The organism is Rhodococcus sp. ARC_M6, assembly GCF_022810305.1.
In the GTDB taxonomy this organism is placed as follows: domain Bacteria; phylum Actinomycetota; class Actinomycetes; order Mycobacteriales; family Mycobacteriaceae; genus Rhodococcus_F.
In genome coordinates, this window is sequence record NZ_JALGQH010000008.1 from 160129 (window position 1) to 177635 (window position 17507).

Here is a 17507-nt window from a genome sequence, read left to right on the forward strand (position 1 = left end):
CCTAGAAGGTCAGTCGATCTGCGCCTTCTTCGCCGTCGAAATCGACGGAGCTGTACTCGCGAAGCTTCTCGAGACGGTGGTACGCGTCGATCATGCGAACGGTGCCTGACTTGCTACGCATCACGATGGACTGCGTGCTGGCGCCGCCGCCGTAGTAGCGAACACCGCGCAGGAGGTCACCGTCGGTGACGCCGGTGGCGCAGAAGAACACATTCTCGCCGGAGACGAGATCTTCGGTGGTCAGGATGCGATCGAGGTCGTGGCCGGCGTCGATAGCCTTCTGGCGCTCTTCGTCGTCCGTCGGTGCGAGCTTGCCCTGCAGCGAACCACCCATGCAGCGCATAGCGGCTGCGGCGATGATGCCTTCCGGGGTGCCGCCGATGCCGACGAGCATGTCGGTGCCCGACTCGGGACGAGCAGCCGCGATAGCGCCGGCAACGTCACCGTCGGAAATGAGGCGGATACGTGCGCCGGTGTCGCGAACGTCCTGGATCAGCTTCTTGTGACGCGGGCGATCCAGGATGCAGACGGTGATGTCGGAAACCGACGCCTTTTTCACCTTGGCGACGCGCTTGATGTTCTCGGAGATCGGTGCGCTGATGTCGATGACATCGGCAGCGTCCGGTCCGACGGCGATCTTTTCCATGTAGAACACGGCCGACGGATCGAACATCGCGCCGCGCTCGGCCACAGCCAACACCGAGATCGCGTTGGGCATGCCCTTGGACATCAGTGTGGTTCCGTCGACCGGGTCGACAGCGAAGTCGCAGTCCGGGCCGTCGCCGTTGCCGACCTCTTCGCCGTTGAACAGCATCGGCGCTTCGTCCTTCTCGCCTTCGCCGATGACGACGATGCCGCGCATGGACACCGACGAAACGAGCTGACGCATCGCGTCGACGGCAGCGCCGTCGCCACCCTCTTTGTCGCCACGGCCTACCCAGCGACCCGCAGCCATTGCGCCGGCTTCGGTGACTCGGACCAATTCGAGAGCGAGGTTACGGTCCGGGGTCTCACGATGAGTGCTGCTGGCCGTCATGTGCGGTGCCTCCTGGCGCGTTCGCGGTCGACGGGGTGTGTCGACGCAGTGGTTACTTCAGGCGTGATTCTCCCAGATGGGAGGCACTGAGTGCGTTGTCGGGTCAGTGCAGCGGTGATTTGTCGCTCTAATCGGGACCGGGAATCGTATCTACCGCCGAGTACCTGGATACTGGGGATGTGGCATCGAAGAAACCCCGCATTCTCGAAGACAACAAAGACATGGTCTGGTCTCTCGTACCGTTGGTGCTGTTCTGCATCATCATTGCGGGCATCGCCAGCCAGTGCACGTTCAGCCCGGGAGGCCCGACGCAGGGGCCGATCCCGACCGTCGACATCGACGCGGCGTTGAACTACGACGCGAAGGAACTGGGCTTTCCGATCCGCAACCCGGGAACTCCGGGCGGATGGACACCCAACTCCGGTAGTCGCAAAGTGGTCACCGGCGACGGAGGCGGCGATTCCAGCACTGTGGGATTCATCACCACTGCCGGCAGCTACATCCAGCTGACGCAGAGCAACGCCGAAGAATTTCCCTTGGTCGCGTATGTCGCCGGCGGTCAGCGATTCGCGACCGGCGTCGAAGACGTCGACGGTCACACGTGGAACGTCTACGGCGGCGAGGGCGTCGAGTCGATCTGGGTGACAGACATCGACGGCGTGCGTCTGCTGATCACCGGAGCGGCTCCGGCCGAAGACTTCACGACCTTGGCGCGCAGCGTCGGGCAAGCTCAGCCGCTGACACCGTAAGTCGCGGCCGTCGCAGGTCGCGGCCGAGCCGCAGACGGGTTACTCGTCTGCGGCAGAGAGTGCCGTCTCGACGCGGGCTCGCGCACCGGCCAGATGCTCTTCGCAACGTTTGGCCAGGGCTTCGCCACGCTCCCACAAGGACAGCGACGCATCGAGGTCCAAGCCGCCCTGCTCGAGGATCTTGACGACGCCAACGAGTTCGTCGCGGGCAGCCTCATATCCGAGTTCGTTGACGTCGATGTCGGCGGCGTTGTTGTCGGTGTTGCTCATTTTTCTTTTCCCATCACTGCGGCGCGCACGGCGCCGTCTGCAAGTCGAACTCGTATCTGTGTTCCGGGCGGCGCATCCTCGACCGAACGCAACACTTCCGGATCGCCGTCGGCAACGATGCGTTGTACGACGGCATAGCCGCGGGCCAGCGTCGCGGCCGGACCGAGCGTCGTCAGTCGCGCCCGTAGATGTTCGACGGTTCTGGCTTCGGCGTCGATCAGTCGGGTGACATCGCGTCGGACGGCGCTCTGAAGCCGTTCGATCTCTTCGCCCCGGCGGTCGATGGCCAACAGCGGAGACGCCATCACCGGACGTGTCCGCAGTTGCTCGATGAGATTCGACTCTCGCCGGACCCAGCTCCGCAGGGCAGCGGCGCTGCGATCGCGGAGTTCGGAAACCAAGGCGGCTTCGGCAACTGCGTCGGGAACAACCCGCTTGGCAGCGTCGGTGGGGGTGGCTGCGCGTAGGTCGGCGACGTGGTCGCTCAACGGGCTGTCCGGCTCGTGTCCGATCGCACTGACGATGGGCGTCGTGCACGCGACGATCGCACGGCACAGTGCCTCGTCGGAGAACGGAAGTAAATCTTCGACGCTGCCGCCGCCGCGCGCGAGGATGATGACATCAACTTCGGGGTTGGCGTCGAGATCCTTCAGGGCCTCGATGATCTGAGGCACTGCGGTCGGTCCCTGGACCGCGGTGTTACGTATCGCAATCGCGACAGCCGGCCAGCGGCGCTGCGCTACCGATACGACGTCCTTCTCGGCTGCGCTGGCGCGTCCGGTGATCAATCCGATGGTTCCGGGCAGGAACGGCAGTGGACGCTTGAGCCGTGGATCGAACAGGCCTTCGGCGGCCAGCAACGCACGCAGTCGTTCGATTCGGGCGAGTAGTTCACCGATGCCGACAGCCCGGATCTCGGTTACCCGCAACGAGACTGTGCCTCGGCCGGTGTAGAACGAGAGCTTCCCGAACATCACGACCCGTGAACCCTCGGTCAGCGGGACCGCAGAATTGTGCAGCAGTTGCGGTGAGCACGTGACGGACAACGACATGTCTGCCGACGGGTCTCGGAGAACCAGAAATGCCGTCCGGGTTCCGGGACGCGCATTGATCTGCGTGATCTGACCCTCGACCCAGATGCTCCCGAGCCGGTCGATCCAACCGGCGACCTTCGCGGATACGGTACGGACGGGCCACGGCTGTTCCGGGGAACTGGCACCGGAACCGGCCGAACGTTGCGGTGTAGACGAACCCTGTGTGGAAGTCACTTTGCCTTGGCTGTGGTGATGCGGTTGGTCAACATGGTCTGGAACGGTGCACGTGCACGCGTTTCATTCTCGTATTCGAGGAGCGCCGAGAGGTCTCCGACGCTCATCGTCCGGATGCGGGCTCGCAGTTGTGCGAGTGTCAGATTGGTGTAGTCGAGTTCGGTGACAATTTCGGGTTCCACACGTCCGGCGGTGTCCTCGGTGTCGGTATCTGCCTCTTCCGACGCAGTTTCGTCGATGACACCGTCGAGGGTTTCAGCCGAGGGATCCACCGAATAGAGCGCAAACCGGCCGGCATTGGTTGACGCGGGAGCGCTGGCCGACGTATTGCCGTTCGAGCGCGGAGTTGCCGTGGCGTCCTCGTCGAAAACCGCCCATTCCGGCTGCTCGTCGTCGCCGGACCAGTTGATCAGGGCAAACGCCTGATCCCCTTTGATGGCCAGTGATGTGATCGACTGCTGGAGTCGCATGCTCGTTTGCAGCATCTGGCTGACGGCCGTCATCGGCAGAGCGACTGCGGTGGTCGGAAGCTTCTTGGCCTCTTCCAACGCAGTGACGGCGAGTCCTGCGGCGACGCGCGCCACGAACGGGGGTCGAATCATTCTCACAGCTTGCCGCAAAGCACCGACAATCGGTAGCCGACTGGCCAGTAGTGTGAGCTGGTACCTATCCGAACCTTCGTCGAAGTGGTGTATATCGAAGGTGCAAGTAGGCTGGTCGCATGTCTTCTGCTGTTCCTCTCAATCTCGGTATCGCGCGCTCGACGGATTCGCCGTCCATTCGTAAGGGCCCCGGCAAGCGGGTGCTTCTGGCAGAGCCACGTGGCTACTGCGCCGGCGTCGACCGCGCGGTGGAGACCGTGGAAAAGGCGCTCGAGAAGCACGGCGCACCGATCTACGTGCGTAAGGAGATCGTTCACAATCGCCACGTCGTGGAGACGCTGGAAGATCAGGGTGTGATCTTCGTAGACGAGACCGACGAGGTCCCCGAGGGCTCACTCCTCGTGTTCTCGGCGCACGGCGTGTCACCGGCCGTCCACGATTCTGCGGCCGAACGTAACCTCCGCACAATCGACGCGACCTGCCCGCTCGTCACCAAGGTTCACCAGGAAGCCAAGCGGTTCGCCCGTGACGATTACGACATCCTGCTTATCGGTCACGAAGGCCATGAAGAGGTCGAGGGCACTGCCGGTGAGGCACCCGATCACGTCACCATCGTCGACGGCCCCGACTCCGTCGATTCCGTCACGGTTCGTGATGAATCGAAGGTCATCTGGCTCTCCCAGACAACGCTGAGCGTCGACGAGACAATGCAGACAGTTGCCCGTCTGCGTGAGCGATTCCCCAACTTGCAGGATCCGCCGTCCGACGACATCTGCTACGCCACCCAGAACCGTCAGGTTGCGGTCAAGGCCATGGCACCCGAGTGCGATCTCGTGATCGTGGTCGGCTCACGCAACTCGTCCAACTCGGTGCGCCTCGTCGAGGTCGCCCTGGGCGCCGGCGCGAAAGCGTCGTACCTGGTGGATTACGCACGTGAAGTTGATCTGGCGTGGCTCGACGGCGTCGAGACGGTCGGCATCACGTCCGGTGCGTCGGTTCCCGAGGTGCTGGTTCGTGGAGTCATCGATCTCTTGTCCGAGCATGGCTTCAACGACGTGCAGTCCGTGACCACTGCCAACGAAACTCTGGTGTTTGCGCTTCCCCGCGAGCTCAGGGCTTCACGCACTTCCTGAAACGACAACGCACGAAATAACAAACCCCGGAACTTTTCAGTTCCGGGGTTTGTCGTATCAAGTGGCAGTCAGCTCGGTGTCTCGTCGCGATCGCGGTATCGGACACGAGGTGCAGGGTAGGCCGGTAGGTCGGCCCCGACCGGGCGTCGACGCGGCGGTGGCGGTGCGTCGGAGTCGCCGGAGGCGAAGAACGGATCCATGCGTTCCTCGGAACGACGTTGGCCCGCATCGGGAACGCGTCCTTCCGGAACACGCCCTTCCGGACGGCGCTCGCCGTACGACGGATATTCGCGACGTTCGCTGACCGGCTGAGTCTGAGGCTGAGCGTGATTCTGGGGCTGGTAGCGAGCGTCGGCGGGAGCGGAATTACGACGCGGCAGCGGGCGGTTGTATTCGGAATCACGAGGCACTGGCGGACGCTGCGAGGGACGCTCGACGAGGCCACTGTGCGGCGCATGGTCGACGCTGCGTCGTCGTGGTTGCGGTGTTGCGTCGGCGGCAACCGGGGGGCGGTTCTGCTCAGTATTGCGTCGACGACGTTGCTGAGAATCAGGCGCAGGTTCGGGAACCGGGGCAGAACCGGCTGCGACAGAACTACGCGAACTCGGTGACGGTGATGACGTACGTCGGCTCCGAGTGGATCGAACAGGCCGGCTGGGTCGCTGATGCAAGAAAAAGTACCGGAATCCACCGATCGCAAGAACTACGACGGTCGCACCCAGCATGACCGGGAAGCGATTCACCAACGGCAATGCGACGTTGATCGCGATGTCGCGTAGCGCGGTGCTGTTGTCCTTGCCGATCAGTGTTTGGGCTACCGGCACAAACACGAACATCAGCAGCGGAGGTTGGGCCATAGCGGTGAACAACGAATTGTTCGCTGCGGCGATTACCGCAAAAACGCAACCGAGAAAGTAGAACGTCGAAAACGCCGAGGTTAGTTCTCCGCCACCGCCGGACGCATCGATCAGAACGCCGACGGAGGTGAGACCAGCGGCGAGCAGAATTACTCCCCACCAAGGCAGGCCGGGGACCGTGACGATCAGAGATCGCTTGTCCAGCGGTACCCCGGAGCGAGCACGTTGGGTTGCAGACACACATTGACATTAGCCGCTCTCGCCGTGCGAGCCGTGTTTGTGCCGGTCGTGGCACCGCGATTGTTTGTCGGTGGCGTCCTCTAGCGTCACTGCCATGAAGATCTTGCACACGTCTGATTGGCACATAGGCCGCACTTTCCATGGTGTCGACTTGTTGGCTGATCAGGCCAGTGTGCTGAGCACGATTGCGGAGTTCGTTCGTGAACACAGCGTGGACGTCGTGGTCGTTCCCGGCGATATCTACGATCGATCCATCCCCAGCTCGGACGCGGTCACCGTGTGCAACCGAGGGTTCGAGGCGATCCGTGACGCGGGTGCTGTCATCGTCGCCACGTCCGGGAATCACGATTCGGCCGTGCGGTTGGGGGCGGGCGCTTCGTTCGCCGCTGCCGGCGGTTTGCACTTGATCACTCGGGTCGGTCAGATCAACTCTCCGGTGATTGTCGAGGATCAAATCGGTCCGGTTGCGTTTTACGGAATTCCCTACCTCGAACCTGAGATCACACGGGCCGAGTTGGAGGTTCCGCGTGCCCGGAGCCATTCGGAGATTCTCGGGGCTGCCATGGCGCGAGTCCGGGCAGACTTGGCGGTACGGCAAGAAAGTTCTCCCGGTACCCGGTCGGTGCTTCTGGCACACGCCTTTGTCGTGGGCGCTGAGGCGACGGGTTCGGAGCGATCCATTTCGGTGGGCGGTGTCGAGACGGTTTCGGCAAGCGAATTCGAGGGCGTCGACTATGTCGCGCTGGGTCACCTCCATTCGCCTCAGATGTTGACTGATCGCGTCTGGTATTCAGGGTCGCCGTTGCCGTACTCGTTCGGTGAGCGCAGTCAGGGCAAGGCCACGTTGTTGATCGAACTCGACGCGTCGGGGCTTGTATCGGTTCAGCGTCTCGAGCTTCCGTCGGTTCGTGGACTGCGCCAATTGACGGGCACTCTGGAAACGCTGCTCAGTTCCCCCGATCTTGCCGATGCCGAGGATTGCTACGTTTCGGCGCTGCTGACAGATCCGGTGCGGCCGATTGACGCCATGCGACTGCTGCAGGGGCGTTTTCCTTTTGCCGTTCATCTCGAGTGGCAGCGGCCCGAGAATAATTCGGAACTCAAATACCGTGATGCAGTCCGGGGGCGCAGTGACATGGAGATTGCCCAGGGCTTTGTCACGGCTGTTCGAAGCGATCCCAGTGAGAGCGAGATCAAGCTGATGGAAGCTGCTCTGAGCACAGCGGAGCGCGCCGAGGAAGCGACAGCAGAGTTGGGTGTGACGGCATGAGGCTCCACAAACTCGAGGTCACCGCGTTCGGTCCGTTTGCCGACACCATCGAGGTTGACTTCGACAAACTGGGGGCCGACGGCCTGTTCCTGCTCCACGGAGATACCGGCGCCGGCAAGACCACAGTGCTCGACGCCGTGGCGTTCGCTCTGTACGGCAGGGTGCCCGGTGCCCGAAATGAAGGCAAACGTCTGCTCTCCGATCATGCGCCCGCCGGTTCGGTACCGCAGGTGTCACTCGAGGCAACCGTCAGTGGACGGCGCCTGAAACTTGTTCGTAGTCCTGAGTTTTCGCGTCCGAAAAAGCGTGGAAGCGGATCGATCGTCGAAAATGCCAAGGCCACACTGGAATGGTTGGACGGCCGCGGCGAGAACCTTTCCCGCATTCCCGATATCGGCGACGAGGTCAACCGCCTGATGGGAATGAGTGCCGATCAATTCTTTCAGGTAGTCCTGCTACCGCAGGGGGAGTTCGCAAAGTTCCTGCGAGCGGAGAACGACGAGCGCGGCAAACTCCTCGAACGGCTCTTCGACACAAAGAAATTTGTGTCGGTGGAGGCTTGGTTCGACGAGAAGAAGAAGGCCAGCGCCACCGCACTGGCGAACAAAGAGCAGGCAGTTTCTTTGCTGCTCGCCAGGGTCGAGACGGCGGCGGGCCTCGAAGTGGGTGCCGAGGCGCATCCTCTCGAATGGTCGCGCAAACTTCTCGAAGAGTCGCGGGACGGCCGCGACACAACTGTCGTCGAGATGGAGGGCGCGAAAGCTGCTGCAAAGCAAGCGAATCAGAATCTCCACGTTGCGGAGCGAACTGCCGACCTGGTGCGTCGGCGAGATCGAGCACTCCTGGATCTCAATGCATTGAACGCTGGTGCCGCAGATTTGGCATTGGTTACCGGAGAACTCGCAACCGCAAAATTGGCGCAACCCGTGGCCGCTATTGCCCGAGATGCGGAATCGGCGCAGACAGCGGTGGCGTCGGCTCTCGTCGCAGTCGAGAGCGCAGTGTCGAAATACTCGGCGCGAGGTGGTCCAGACCTTTTCGGTGGTGGAGTGTGGCCGCAGCAGGAGGATGAGCGCGAGCAGGTACTGGCGCAGGTTCGAGCGTGGCGAGACGAGATCGTCCGACTCGACTCCGTAGTCGAGGAATCACGCAACGCAGATGCGGCGGAGTCGGAGACTCGCACGCTGTCAGTGCGACACACGGCGTTGACTGTACGGGCCGAGGAGATTGTGCGTGAGCGGGCTCAGTTGCCCGATCAGTTACGCACTGTTGCAACTGAACTCGATGTTGCGCAGCGAGCAGAAGCATCGTTGCCCGGACTCGAATTGGCACGTGCCGCGGCAACGGATTCAGCGACAGCGGCACATGAACTGCGCGGCGTACGTAAGCAAGCCGAGGCGGTCCGCGTCAAGGTCCTCGACGCACGTGAGGTCCATCAGGAAGCGCGTGGGCGTTGGCTTGATCGTGTGCAGACGCGCATCGAGGGTATGGCCGCAGAGTTGGCAAGTTCGCTCGAGCCCGGCGACGCCTGCCAAGTGTGCGGTTCGCCGGAGCATCCGGCTCTCGCTCAACCAGCAACCGACAGTGCGACCGAGGTAGATGTCGAGACGGCAGCAGTTCGCGAACGCGCAGCAGAATCGGCGTTGAGTGCTGTTGTGGAGCAGGAGAGCGCGCTGGCGTTGGAGATCGACCGACTGATCGCCCGCGGCGGCGAGGGTGATCTCGAGGAACTCGATCGGCTCCGCGCCGAGGCGCAGGCAGCTGTCGATACCGCGAGGTCCAAGGCCAATCAGGTGGGGGAGTTGGTTTCCCGCCTGGCTGTGCTGAACGGTCGCGACACCGAACTCGAGCAGGAATCGGCAACGGTGTCGACAGAATCGGCGACAGTTGCCGAGAGAATCTCCGCACTCACGATTCGTGCCCAGGAGATTCGCGCCGCGATTGTTACTGCCGCCGGCGAGGATTCAAGCGTTGCTGTCCGGCGAGCACGATTCGAGGCATTGGCGTTGGCTGCTTCGGCGGCGTCGGAAGCCCGGGAAGATGCGACGAGGGCGCAGACTCGCGCCGTCGAATTGTCGGCCAAACTGACCGATGCAGTGGCAGAAGCAGGCTTCGACACCGTTCCGTCGGCGCTCGACGCTGTCCGAACTCCCACACGGATCGCCGCCATGGAAGCAGAGGTCGGTAAGGCCCGCGACCGCGAGGTCGCCGCACGCACAGTCTTGGACGACCCCGACGTCGCTGCGGTGCAGGACGTTACAACTGTGGATGTCGACGGACCCAAGCAGGTTGCAATCGAACGAGGCGAGGCCGTCAATACTGCTGTGGCTGCGGCGTCTTTGGCTGCGAACCGTGTTGCCGACCTCGAACGGTTTACTGCTCAACTCGAGACGGCTTACGAGGCAGTAGCGCCGCATCGGGCGCTTCACGACGAATTGGCGGCGCTCGCCGACGTGATCGCCGGGAAGGGGCAGAACAACCGGAAGATGTCTCTGCGGTCGTATGTGCTCGCATCGAGGCTCGAGGAAGTTGCGTTGTCGGCTTCGGTTCGCCTGCAACGGATGTCCGGTGGTCGCTACGAGTTCGTGCACAGCGACGAAGCTGGATCACGAGGTCGCCGCGGTGGCCTGGGGCTCGACATCCGCGACGATTTCACTGGCGTCGTACGGTCGGCGAAGACACTCTCCGGTGGTGAGTCTTTCTTGGCTTCACTGTCTTTGGCGCTGGGTCTTGCCGATGTCGTGGCCGCAGAATCGGGTGGAGTTGTACTGGACACCATGTTCATCGACGAGGGATTCGGCACGCTCGATGCGGACACCCTCGATTCGGTGATGGGCGTACTGGACGAGCTCCGTGACGGCGGACGAGTCGTCGGAATTGTGAGCCACGTCGACGAGATGCGTCAGAGGATCCCGAGTCGCCTGCACGTCATTCGGGGACGGGCAGGCTCCTCGGTGAAAGTGATCGCCGGCTGATCAGGCCTTGTGGCCCTCCGGAAGTGCGTTGTTCTCATCCACGACGATGTCCGGCGTATCGCTCTCGGACAGCGATTCGTTGTCGATGGCCTGCAGGTCGATCTGCTCACCGATGTAGCGGATCACTACAGCGGTGACGGCTGCGACGGGTACTGCCAGGAATGCGCCCACAATTCCGTAGAGGGAACTGCCGGCGGCAACTGAGAGCAGGACGATCACTGCATGCAGTTTCATGGACTTGCTCTGCAAAACCGGCTGGAGGACGTTGCCTTCGATCTGCTGCACCAGCAAGATGAGGACGAGCACGATCATGGCTGTGGTGAATCCGTTGGCCACCAAGGCAACCAAAACTGCGAGTGCTCCGGCGACAAATGCGCCGACGATCGGGATGAAGCCGCCGATGAACGTGAGAATCGCCAGTACCGGCGCCAAGGGGACACCGAGAATTAACAGTCCGGCCCCGATGAACACGGCGTCGATCAGACTCACCAGAGCCTGTGTGCGGATGAATCCTCCGAGGGTGTCCCACATCCGGATGAGCACCTCTTCGAGGTGTCGCCCAGCTTTTCCGCCGGTCACCGAATGCAGCCACGGGATGAAGCGAGGGCCGTCTTTGATGAAGAAGAACGACAAGATCAGTACGAGTCCAAGTGTCACGAGAAGTGAACTCGCGGTGCTCACTCCACTGAATACTCCGGAGGCAATCGCTGTTCCACTTTCCTGGACCTTCGTGATGACCGAGTGGACGGCATTGTCGATCTGATCGTCCTGCAAGTTCAGCGGTGGGCCTTGTAGCCAGTCCTGAACTTGGTTGATGCCTTGGGTGGTCTTGTTCGCGAGCTCAGGGGCTTGGCTGACCACCGAAGGAACGATTCCGGCGATCACACCGGCGAGTACACCGATGGAGAGAACCAAGGTGATGCCGGCCGCTGCTGCGGGAGGCATGCCGCGTTTGATCATTCCGCGAGTGGGCGGCCACATGACCGTCGCCAGCACAATGGCCAGGGCGATGGGCAAGATGATCACCCAGAGCCTTGCGATCATCCAGCCGAAGATCCATGCACCCACTGCAATCGCGGCCAGTACCAGCGACCATTTGGCCAGCCACATACCGCCTTGCCCGATAATTTCGCCCCGGTCACGCTTTCGCGTGGGAGTTGGCCCGGTTGCCGCGTTGTCTTGCTCGCTCACTGATCGTCCTTTCGGTCGGCGCAGGGTTCTCCTTGCCGATGTGCATCCGGTGATCTCGCTCGACTGATCGTATCGACTGGGAGAAGTTGCGCAGGCAGGCACGATTGCGACATGCATTTGTGTACTTGTGACACCGATACACGACTACCATTTCTGTTATGAAAATCGCAGCAGCAGTTATGGCAGCCGCAATTGTTGTTCTCGGACTGAGTGCATGCAGTACCGAGAGCAAGGACGACGCCCAGAACCAGGTCAACAACGCTCTGACCAGCGGACAGCAAGCGTTGGAGAGTGCAAAGGGGTCGGCAGGTTCTGCATTGGAGAGCGCAAAGCAGTCAGCCGGTACTGCAATCGATCAGGGCAAGTCAGCTCTGTTCGTTGCGACTTTCCGAGGCGCGTATGCGCCGTTGGCGGCCGATCGTGATGACGCGGACATCGAAAAGATCCTGACGACGACCTGCACTGAAGTCGCGAAGGGGACCGACAAGGAGGCTGTGGAGAAGGAGATCATCACACTCGCCGAGAACAACGGCACGGTTCCGACGCAGGAACAGGCAGGCCACATTTACGAATTGGCGAAGGCCGCCTGCCCCTGAACCGCGCCATAAGTAAGGGGTACCGTCAGCAGCAGCGGGCGCCGGGGTTGGCGTCCGCTGCTGCGTGGCGTCGACGCCAGAATTCTCGTTCGCTCATAACCTGAGCATCGGCGCGGTGACGGCGTGTGTGTTCGACGTATCGCTCGTAGTCCAAATCGCCCATCACCGAGCGCACCCACCACAGGACACCACGTAACCCCGTAACGATCTTGTTTGCCATGGTCAGTGACCACCTCCGTGTGCTGCGCCGGGTGCCCTCACCCTGCCGGCCTTGATCAGTTCGTCCCACTCTTTCTGCACTGTTTTTTCGGCTGGGGTAGTGAGGAATCCGGCCGGACCGAATATCTTGGACGGCTCCTCCGGCGATTCGGTTGTGGGCAAGCCGCCGGCGCGGAAAGCCTTGACACACACGACGAGTCCGGCGATTACGACGATGAGTACGAGGACCGCGAACATTATCGACAATGTTCCCTGAATAAACGTGTTTCGAATGACGGCGTCGATGGCTTCAGGTGTCTTGGCGGATCCGAACGAGGTCTTTCCAGCTTCTTTCGCTTCCTTGAATGCATTGTGTTGCGCCCAGTAACCGATGGATGTGTTCGACGAGAAGATCTTCTGCCACGACGCCGTCATGGTCACCAACAGATCCCAGAACAACGGCACGCCCGGAATCCAGGCCCATTTGAACAATCCCTTTTTCATGACGACCGTCAATACGACGGTCAGGGCCATTGCCGCGAGAAGTTGGTTGGCGATGCCGAACAGCGGGAAAAGCGTGTTGATGCCGCCGAGTGGATCAGTGACTCCCATCAGCAGGATCGCGCCCCAGGCAGCAACGACGATCAACGAACAGAGCCACGCGCCGATGCGCCACGACGGGTCCTTGAACTTCTTGGCGGGACCGCCGAAGTTGCCGAGCGAATCCGAGAGCATGAATCGGGCGACGCGGGTGCCGGCGTCGATCGTCGTGAGGATGAACAACGCCTCGAACATGATCGCGAAGTGGTACCAGAACGATTTGAGTGAGGAACCGCCGAAGACATCGCTGAGGACTTGGGACATCCCCAAAGCAAGAGTCGGTGCGCCGCCGGTCCGCGAGATGATCGAGTGTTCACCCACGTCGGCGGCCGCTTGGCTCAGGACGTCGGGGGATATGGGACCGCTCGAAAGGTTGAGACTGTTGACGTATTCGGCTGCGGTTTCCGGTGTTCCGCCTGTCAGTGCAGCCGGAGCATTGAGAGCGAAGTACAGATGCTGATCAAGAATGCAGGCTGTCACGAGAGCCATGATTGCTACGAAGGATTCGGTGAGCATGCCTCCGTACCCGATCATCTTGGTCTGGCTTTCCTTCTCCAACAGTTTGGGAGTGGTTCCCGACGCGATGAGTGCGTGGAAGCCGGACAGTGCTCCGCAGGCGATGGTGATGAACAGGAACGGGAACAGTGAACCTGCGAAGGCCGGACCGTTTCCTTCTGTTGCGAAGGGAGTTACCGCCGGCATGTTCAGGAGAGGGCGGGCGACAAGAATTCCGATGGCCAGCAGTGCAATCGTGCCGACCTTCATGAACGTCGACAGATAGTCGCGCGGTGCGAGGAGCAGCCAGACGGGTAGGACCGACGCGGCGAATCCATATGCGATCAGCATCCAGGCGATGACTACGGGGGAAAACGTGAACCAGTTGACGCCCCACTCGGTATCGGCGACCCAGCCGCCCGAAATGATGGCGAAGAGCAGCAGGACAACGCCGATCAAGGAAACTTCCGATACTTTTCCGGGGCGGAGGTAGCGGAGGTAAACGCCCATGAACAGGGCAATCGGGATGGTCAAGGCGATGGAGAAGATACCCCACGGACTTTCGGCCAGCGCGTTGACAACAACAAGTCCGAGCACCGCGATGAGGATGATCATGATGACGAAGACGCCGATCAATGCGGCGACTCCACCGACGAGGCCCAATTCTTCGCGGGCCATCTGACCGAGACTGCGTCCTCGCCTCTTCGACGAGATCCACAGAACCAGAAAATCCTGCACGGCCCCGGCGAATACAACGCCGACGATGATCCACAGGGTTCCGGGGAGATAACCCATTTGGGCAGCCAGGACTGGGCCGACCAGTGGGCCGGCGCCCGCAATTGCAGCGAAGTGATGGCCGAACAGAACTCGCCGGTCGGTCGGCATGTAGTCCGTGCCGTTTTCCATGATCTCGGCGGGGGTGGCGATGTCGTCGCGAGGTTTGACGATTTTGCGTTCGATCAACCGTGCATAGAACCGATAGGCGATGAGGTAGGTGCAGATAGCGGCCAGTACGAACCAGACGGCGCTGATGTGCTCGCCGCGCACGATCGCGATCACGTACCAGGCAACGCCGCCCACCAGTCCGAGTATCAGGAACACGACGCGTGCGGTCGGTGAGATGGGCGTGCGATCCACTACGCCGACGGGTGGCAGGTCAGGATCTGTCTTCAGGTACTCGATATTGGGCTCGGGTGCTGCTTTCAGACTCATCGACGAACTCCGTCCAGTCGCACATGTGTGTCCTGCATCACTGCGGGGCACCTGTCACTGTAAGACTCGGAGTGGGCATTCGCAGTGTCAAAAACGGACAGCGTCGGCATCGATCCAATCTGTGAGCCAACTCTGTGGTGGAGACTCGAGAAGTTCGGCCGGCATCAGCCATTCGTAGAGTTCGGCGTAGGTGCGTGTTGTCAGGCCGTCGACGCGGCGGTTGAGCATCGACGGTTGTAGTTCGTCGAAGGAGTCGAGTCCCATGGACGCGATCATCTGACTCGCGCTTGCGACTGTCGCCTTCTGGAATCGGTACACCCGCTCGGTTTTATCCGGAACGTCAAGTGCGCGTGTGCGTGCCGGGTCCTGGGTGGTGACCCCGACCGGGCAGCGATTGGTATGGCACATCTGAGCTTGAATGCATCCGACCGCAAACATCATTGCGCGAGCTGCCATCGTGAAATCTGCGCCTTGCATGATGCGTTTGACTATGTCGGAACCGCTGGCAACCTTTCCCGACGCTCCCACCTTCACTTGGTCACGTAATCCGGTGCCCACCAAGGAATTGTGAACGAGCATCAGGCCTTCGGTGAGCGGCATGCCCATGTGATCCTCGAACTCGACCGGACCTGCTCCGGTGCCGCCTTCGGAGCCGTCGACGATGATGAAGTCGGGGGTGATGCCGCGTTCGATCATGGCCTTGCAGATACCCAGGAATTCACGACGCGATCCGATGCACAGCTTCATGCCAACTGGCTTGCCGCCGGACAGGCGGCGCAATGTGGCGATGAACTCGACCAGTTCGATGGGCGTCGAAAATGCGGTATGCGCTGGTGGTGATATCACCGTCTTTCCGACGGGAACCCCTCGTGTTTCAGCGATTTCGTGCGAAACTTTCGCTCCGGGAAGGACACCGCCGAGTCCCGGCTTGGCACCCTGCGAGAGCTTGATCGAGATGGCTTTGACTTGATCTGACGTTGCGTGTTGGGCGAACTTGTCGGGATCGAAGGTGCCGTCGTCGGATCGGCAACCGAAGTAACCGGAGGCAATTTCCCAGATCAGATCGCCGCCATGTTTGCGGTGGTACGGGCTGATCGCGCCCTCGCCGGTGTCGTGGGCGAATCCGCCGCGTGCCGCGCCGGCATTGAGGGCTTCGATTGCGTTGGCAGACAACGAACCGAAGCTCATCGCCGACACGTTGAGCAGGGCGATGTCGTAGGGCTTGGTGCAATCACGTCCGCCCAGACGAACACGCGGAATTGTGTCCGGGGCGGTGCGCGCCCGCAGTGAATGGATCATGAACTCGTAGCCGACGGCATTGACGTCGCGCTCGGTACCGAACGGTTCTTCGGCGAGAGTTCCCTTGGCTCGCTCGTACACCAGATCGCGTGTCTCCCGATCGAAAGGAGTTCCATCGGTAGATGATTCGATGAAGTACTGCTGAATTTCGGGTCGGATTTTCTCCAGGAGAAACCGTGCGTGGCCGAGAATCGGGTAGTTCCGCAAAATGCTGTGCCGGCGTTGCAGTTCGTCGTAAGTCCCGACGCCGGCCAAAGCGAGCAGCAGAACTGCGATCACCCACCATCCGGGCGAGACAAACACTCCGAGCGTCGCGGCACCGAGGCCGAACGCCCACATCACGAACACGATCAGCAGTCGAGTCACTCCGCGAGCCTAGGCGCACCCTCTGACACACACCGGCCAAGTTCTAGGATCACAACTATGAGCGTCACCAGATGGCAGTCCGAGCGTTCCGAATCCGATTCACGCGAATACATCGAGCGTTTCGACAATCTGGCGCAGCAGGGCGCAGATCTGCATGGAGAGGCCCGGTTTGTCGATGCCGTAGTGGCGCGGGGTTCGCGAATCCTGGACGCCGGTTGTGGAACCGGGCGCGTCGGACTCGAACTCGCGCGGCGCGGGCACTTGGTGACGTCCGTCGACCTCGATCCCGTCTTGATCGCCGAGGCTCGCACGCATCCCGAACTCGACGTGCACCTCGGTGATCTCGCGGAACTCGACCTGGGTAAGAAGTTCGACGCCGTCGTCGCAGCCGGAAATGTATTCATCTTTCTGGCCCGCGGTACCGAGCAAACCGTCCTGCGCCGGCTGGCGGATCACCTCGAACCGGGCGGCGTGCTGATCACCGGTTTCGCGACGGACTACGACTACGGCGTCGACAACTTCGACTCGGACCTCGCCGCTGTTGGGCTGCGCGTCGAGCAGCGGTTCTCGACGTGGGATCTACGCCAATGGCGCGCCGACGCGACTTGGGTTGTCACTCTCGCCCGCAAGAATTAGGCCCGACTGTCCGTTAGGTTCACAAGTAACAGTGTTCGAACCTAGCTCTGGGGGACCGATGACAGATCCACAAGATCCGAAGAATGCTTACGAGGCAGCGCCGCCGTACGACCAGTACGGCGCAGCACCGCAGGCTCCCAGCGCCGAGCAGTACCCGAGCGGTCAGTACGCGGCTCCGCAGCAATACAGTGCGGCGCCGACATACGCGGCTCCGCAGTTCGGTCCGCCGAAGTCGAATGCAGGCTGGGCTGTCGCGTCGATCATCTTCTTCTGGCCGGTGGCGTTCGCCGCCTTCAACCACCTGCACGACATCTACCCCAAGTGGGCGATGGGTGATCATCAGGGCGCGCAGTACGCGTCGGATCGCGTGAAGAAGCTCGGCCAGATCTCGCTCGGAATTTTTGTGGGTCTGATTGTTTTGTACTTCATCTTCATCATCGTGATTTTCGCCGTGGCGGGCAGTTCGATCGACAACACGTACTGAGGTGGGCCGAGGCGGTTGCCCTGAAACTCA

General features: G+C 61.5%; 16 protein-coding genes. 7 read left to right on the top strand and 9 right to left on the bottom strand.

The window, feature by feature from the left end; all coding sequences use genetic code 11:
* Window position 1: 1 nt before the first annotated feature.
* On the bottom strand, window positions 2-1036 hold the full coding sequence (glpX, locus tag MTX36_RS12020; RefSeq protein WP_094274319.1) for a class II fructose-bisphosphatase: 1035 nt from the start codon (window positions 1034-1036) through the stop codon (window positions 2-4).
* Between the two features lie 179 nt (window positions 1037-1215).
* Between glpX and MTX36_RS12025 the strand changes: the two genes are divergently transcribed.
* On the top strand, window positions 1216-1785 hold the full coding sequence (locus MTX36_RS12025; protein WP_094274318.1) for a DUF4245 domain-containing protein: 570 nt from the start codon (window positions 1216-1218) through the stop codon (window positions 1783-1785).
* A 39-nt stretch (window positions 1786-1824) separates the two neighbouring features.
* Here the strand turns inward: MTX36_RS12025 and MTX36_RS12030 are convergent, their stop codons facing one another.
* From MTX36_RS12030 to MTX36_RS12040, 3 genes are read right to left on the bottom strand one after another with little or no spacing between them, the layout of a single operon-like run.
* Window positions 1825-2055, bottom strand: a complete 231-nt coding sequence (locus MTX36_RS12030) for an exodeoxyribonuclease VII small subunit (protein WP_243619966.1) — start codon at window positions 2053-2055, stop codon at window positions 1825-1827.
* Window positions 2052-3323: an exodeoxyribonuclease VII large subunit gene (gene xseA, locus MTX36_RS12035; protein WP_243619967.1), complete on the bottom strand. Its 1272-nt coding sequence runs from the start codon at window positions 3321-3323 to the stop codon at window positions 2052-2054. Before xseA ends, MTX36_RS12030 begins: the two co-directional genes overlap by 4 nt.
* Window positions 3320-3925, bottom strand: a complete 606-nt coding sequence (locus tag MTX36_RS12040; RefSeq protein WP_243619968.1) for a lipid droplet-associated protein — start codon at window positions 3923-3925, stop codon at window positions 3320-3322. Before MTX36_RS12040 ends, xseA begins: the two co-directional genes overlap by 4 nt.
* A gap of 119 nt (window positions 3926-4044) precedes the next feature.
* On the opposite strand from MTX36_RS12040, the gene MTX36_RS12045 reads away from it, so the two are divergent.
* A complete protein-coding gene (locus MTX36_RS12045; RefSeq protein WP_243619969.1) occupies window positions 4045-5058 on the top strand; it encodes a 4-hydroxy-3-methylbut-2-enyl diphosphate reductase in 1014 nt (337 codons plus the stop codon).
* Between the two features lie 68 nt (window positions 5059-5126).
* Here the strand turns inward: MTX36_RS12045 and MTX36_RS12050 are convergent, their stop codons facing one another.
* On the bottom strand, window positions 5127-6155 hold the full coding sequence (locus MTX36_RS12050; RefSeq protein ID WP_243619970.1) for a DUF6542 domain-containing protein: 1029 nt from the start codon (window positions 6153-6155) through the stop codon (window positions 5127-5129).
* Between the two features lie 94 nt (window positions 6156-6249).
* Between MTX36_RS12050 and MTX36_RS12055 the strand changes: the two genes are divergently transcribed.
* On the top strand, window positions 6250-7425 hold the full coding sequence (locus MTX36_RS12055) for an exonuclease SbcCD subunit D (RefSeq protein ID WP_243619971.1): 1176 nt from the start codon (window positions 6250-6252) through the stop codon (window positions 7423-7425).
* Window positions 7422-10400, top strand: a complete 2979-nt coding sequence (locus MTX36_RS12060) for an AAA family ATPase (protein WP_243619972.1) — start codon at window positions 7422-7424, stop codon at window positions 10398-10400. The genes MTX36_RS12055 and MTX36_RS12060 overlap by 4 nt, the downstream gene beginning before the upstream one ends.
* Here the strand turns inward: MTX36_RS12060 and MTX36_RS12065 are convergent, their stop codons facing one another.
* On the bottom strand, window positions 10401-11591 hold the full coding sequence (locus MTX36_RS12065) for an AI-2E family transporter (protein ID WP_243619973.1): 1191 nt from the start codon (window positions 11589-11591) through the stop codon (window positions 10401-10403).
* A gap of 158 nt (window positions 11592-11749) precedes the next feature.
* Between MTX36_RS12065 and MTX36_RS12070 the strand changes: the two genes are divergently transcribed.
* Entirely contained in the window at window positions 11750-12187 is a 438-nt protein-coding gene (locus MTX36_RS12070) for a hypothetical protein (RefSeq protein WP_243619974.1), read from the top strand.
* Window positions 12188-12212: 25 nt separating this feature from the next.
* Here MTX36_RS12070 and MTX36_RS12075 read toward each other — a convergent pair whose 3' ends face one another.
* From MTX36_RS12075 to MTX36_RS12085, 3 genes are all read right to left on the bottom strand, one after another.
* Window positions 12213-12407, bottom strand: coding sequence for a YbdD/YjiX family protein (locus tag MTX36_RS12075; protein WP_243619975.1), 195 nt, complete (start codon window positions 12405-12407; stop codon window positions 12213-12215).
* Between the two features lie 2 nt (window positions 12408-12409).
* Entirely contained in the window at window positions 12410-14692 is a 2283-nt protein-coding gene (locus MTX36_RS12080; RefSeq protein WP_243619976.1) for a carbon starvation CstA family protein, read from the bottom strand.
* A gap of 87 nt (window positions 14693-14779) precedes the next feature.
* On the bottom strand, window positions 14780-16357 hold the full coding sequence (locus tag MTX36_RS12085; RefSeq protein WP_243619977.1) for an FMN-binding glutamate synthase family protein: 1578 nt from the start codon (window positions 16355-16357) through the stop codon (window positions 14780-14782).
* 57 nt (window positions 16358-16414) lie between these two features.
* Between MTX36_RS12085 and MTX36_RS12090 the strand changes: the two genes are divergently transcribed.
* Window positions 16415-16993: a bifunctional 2-polyprenyl-6-hydroxyphenol methylase/3-demethylubiquinol 3-O-methyltransferase UbiG gene (locus MTX36_RS12090; protein WP_243619978.1), complete on the top strand. Its 579-nt coding sequence runs from the start codon at window positions 16415-16417 to the stop codon at window positions 16991-16993.
* A 58-nt stretch (window positions 16994-17051) separates the two neighbouring features.
* Entirely contained in the window at window positions 17052-17477 is a 426-nt protein-coding gene (locus MTX36_RS12095; protein ID WP_243619979.1) for a CD225/dispanin family protein, read from the top strand.
* The last annotated feature ends 30 nt before the right edge of the window (window positions 17478-17507 follow it).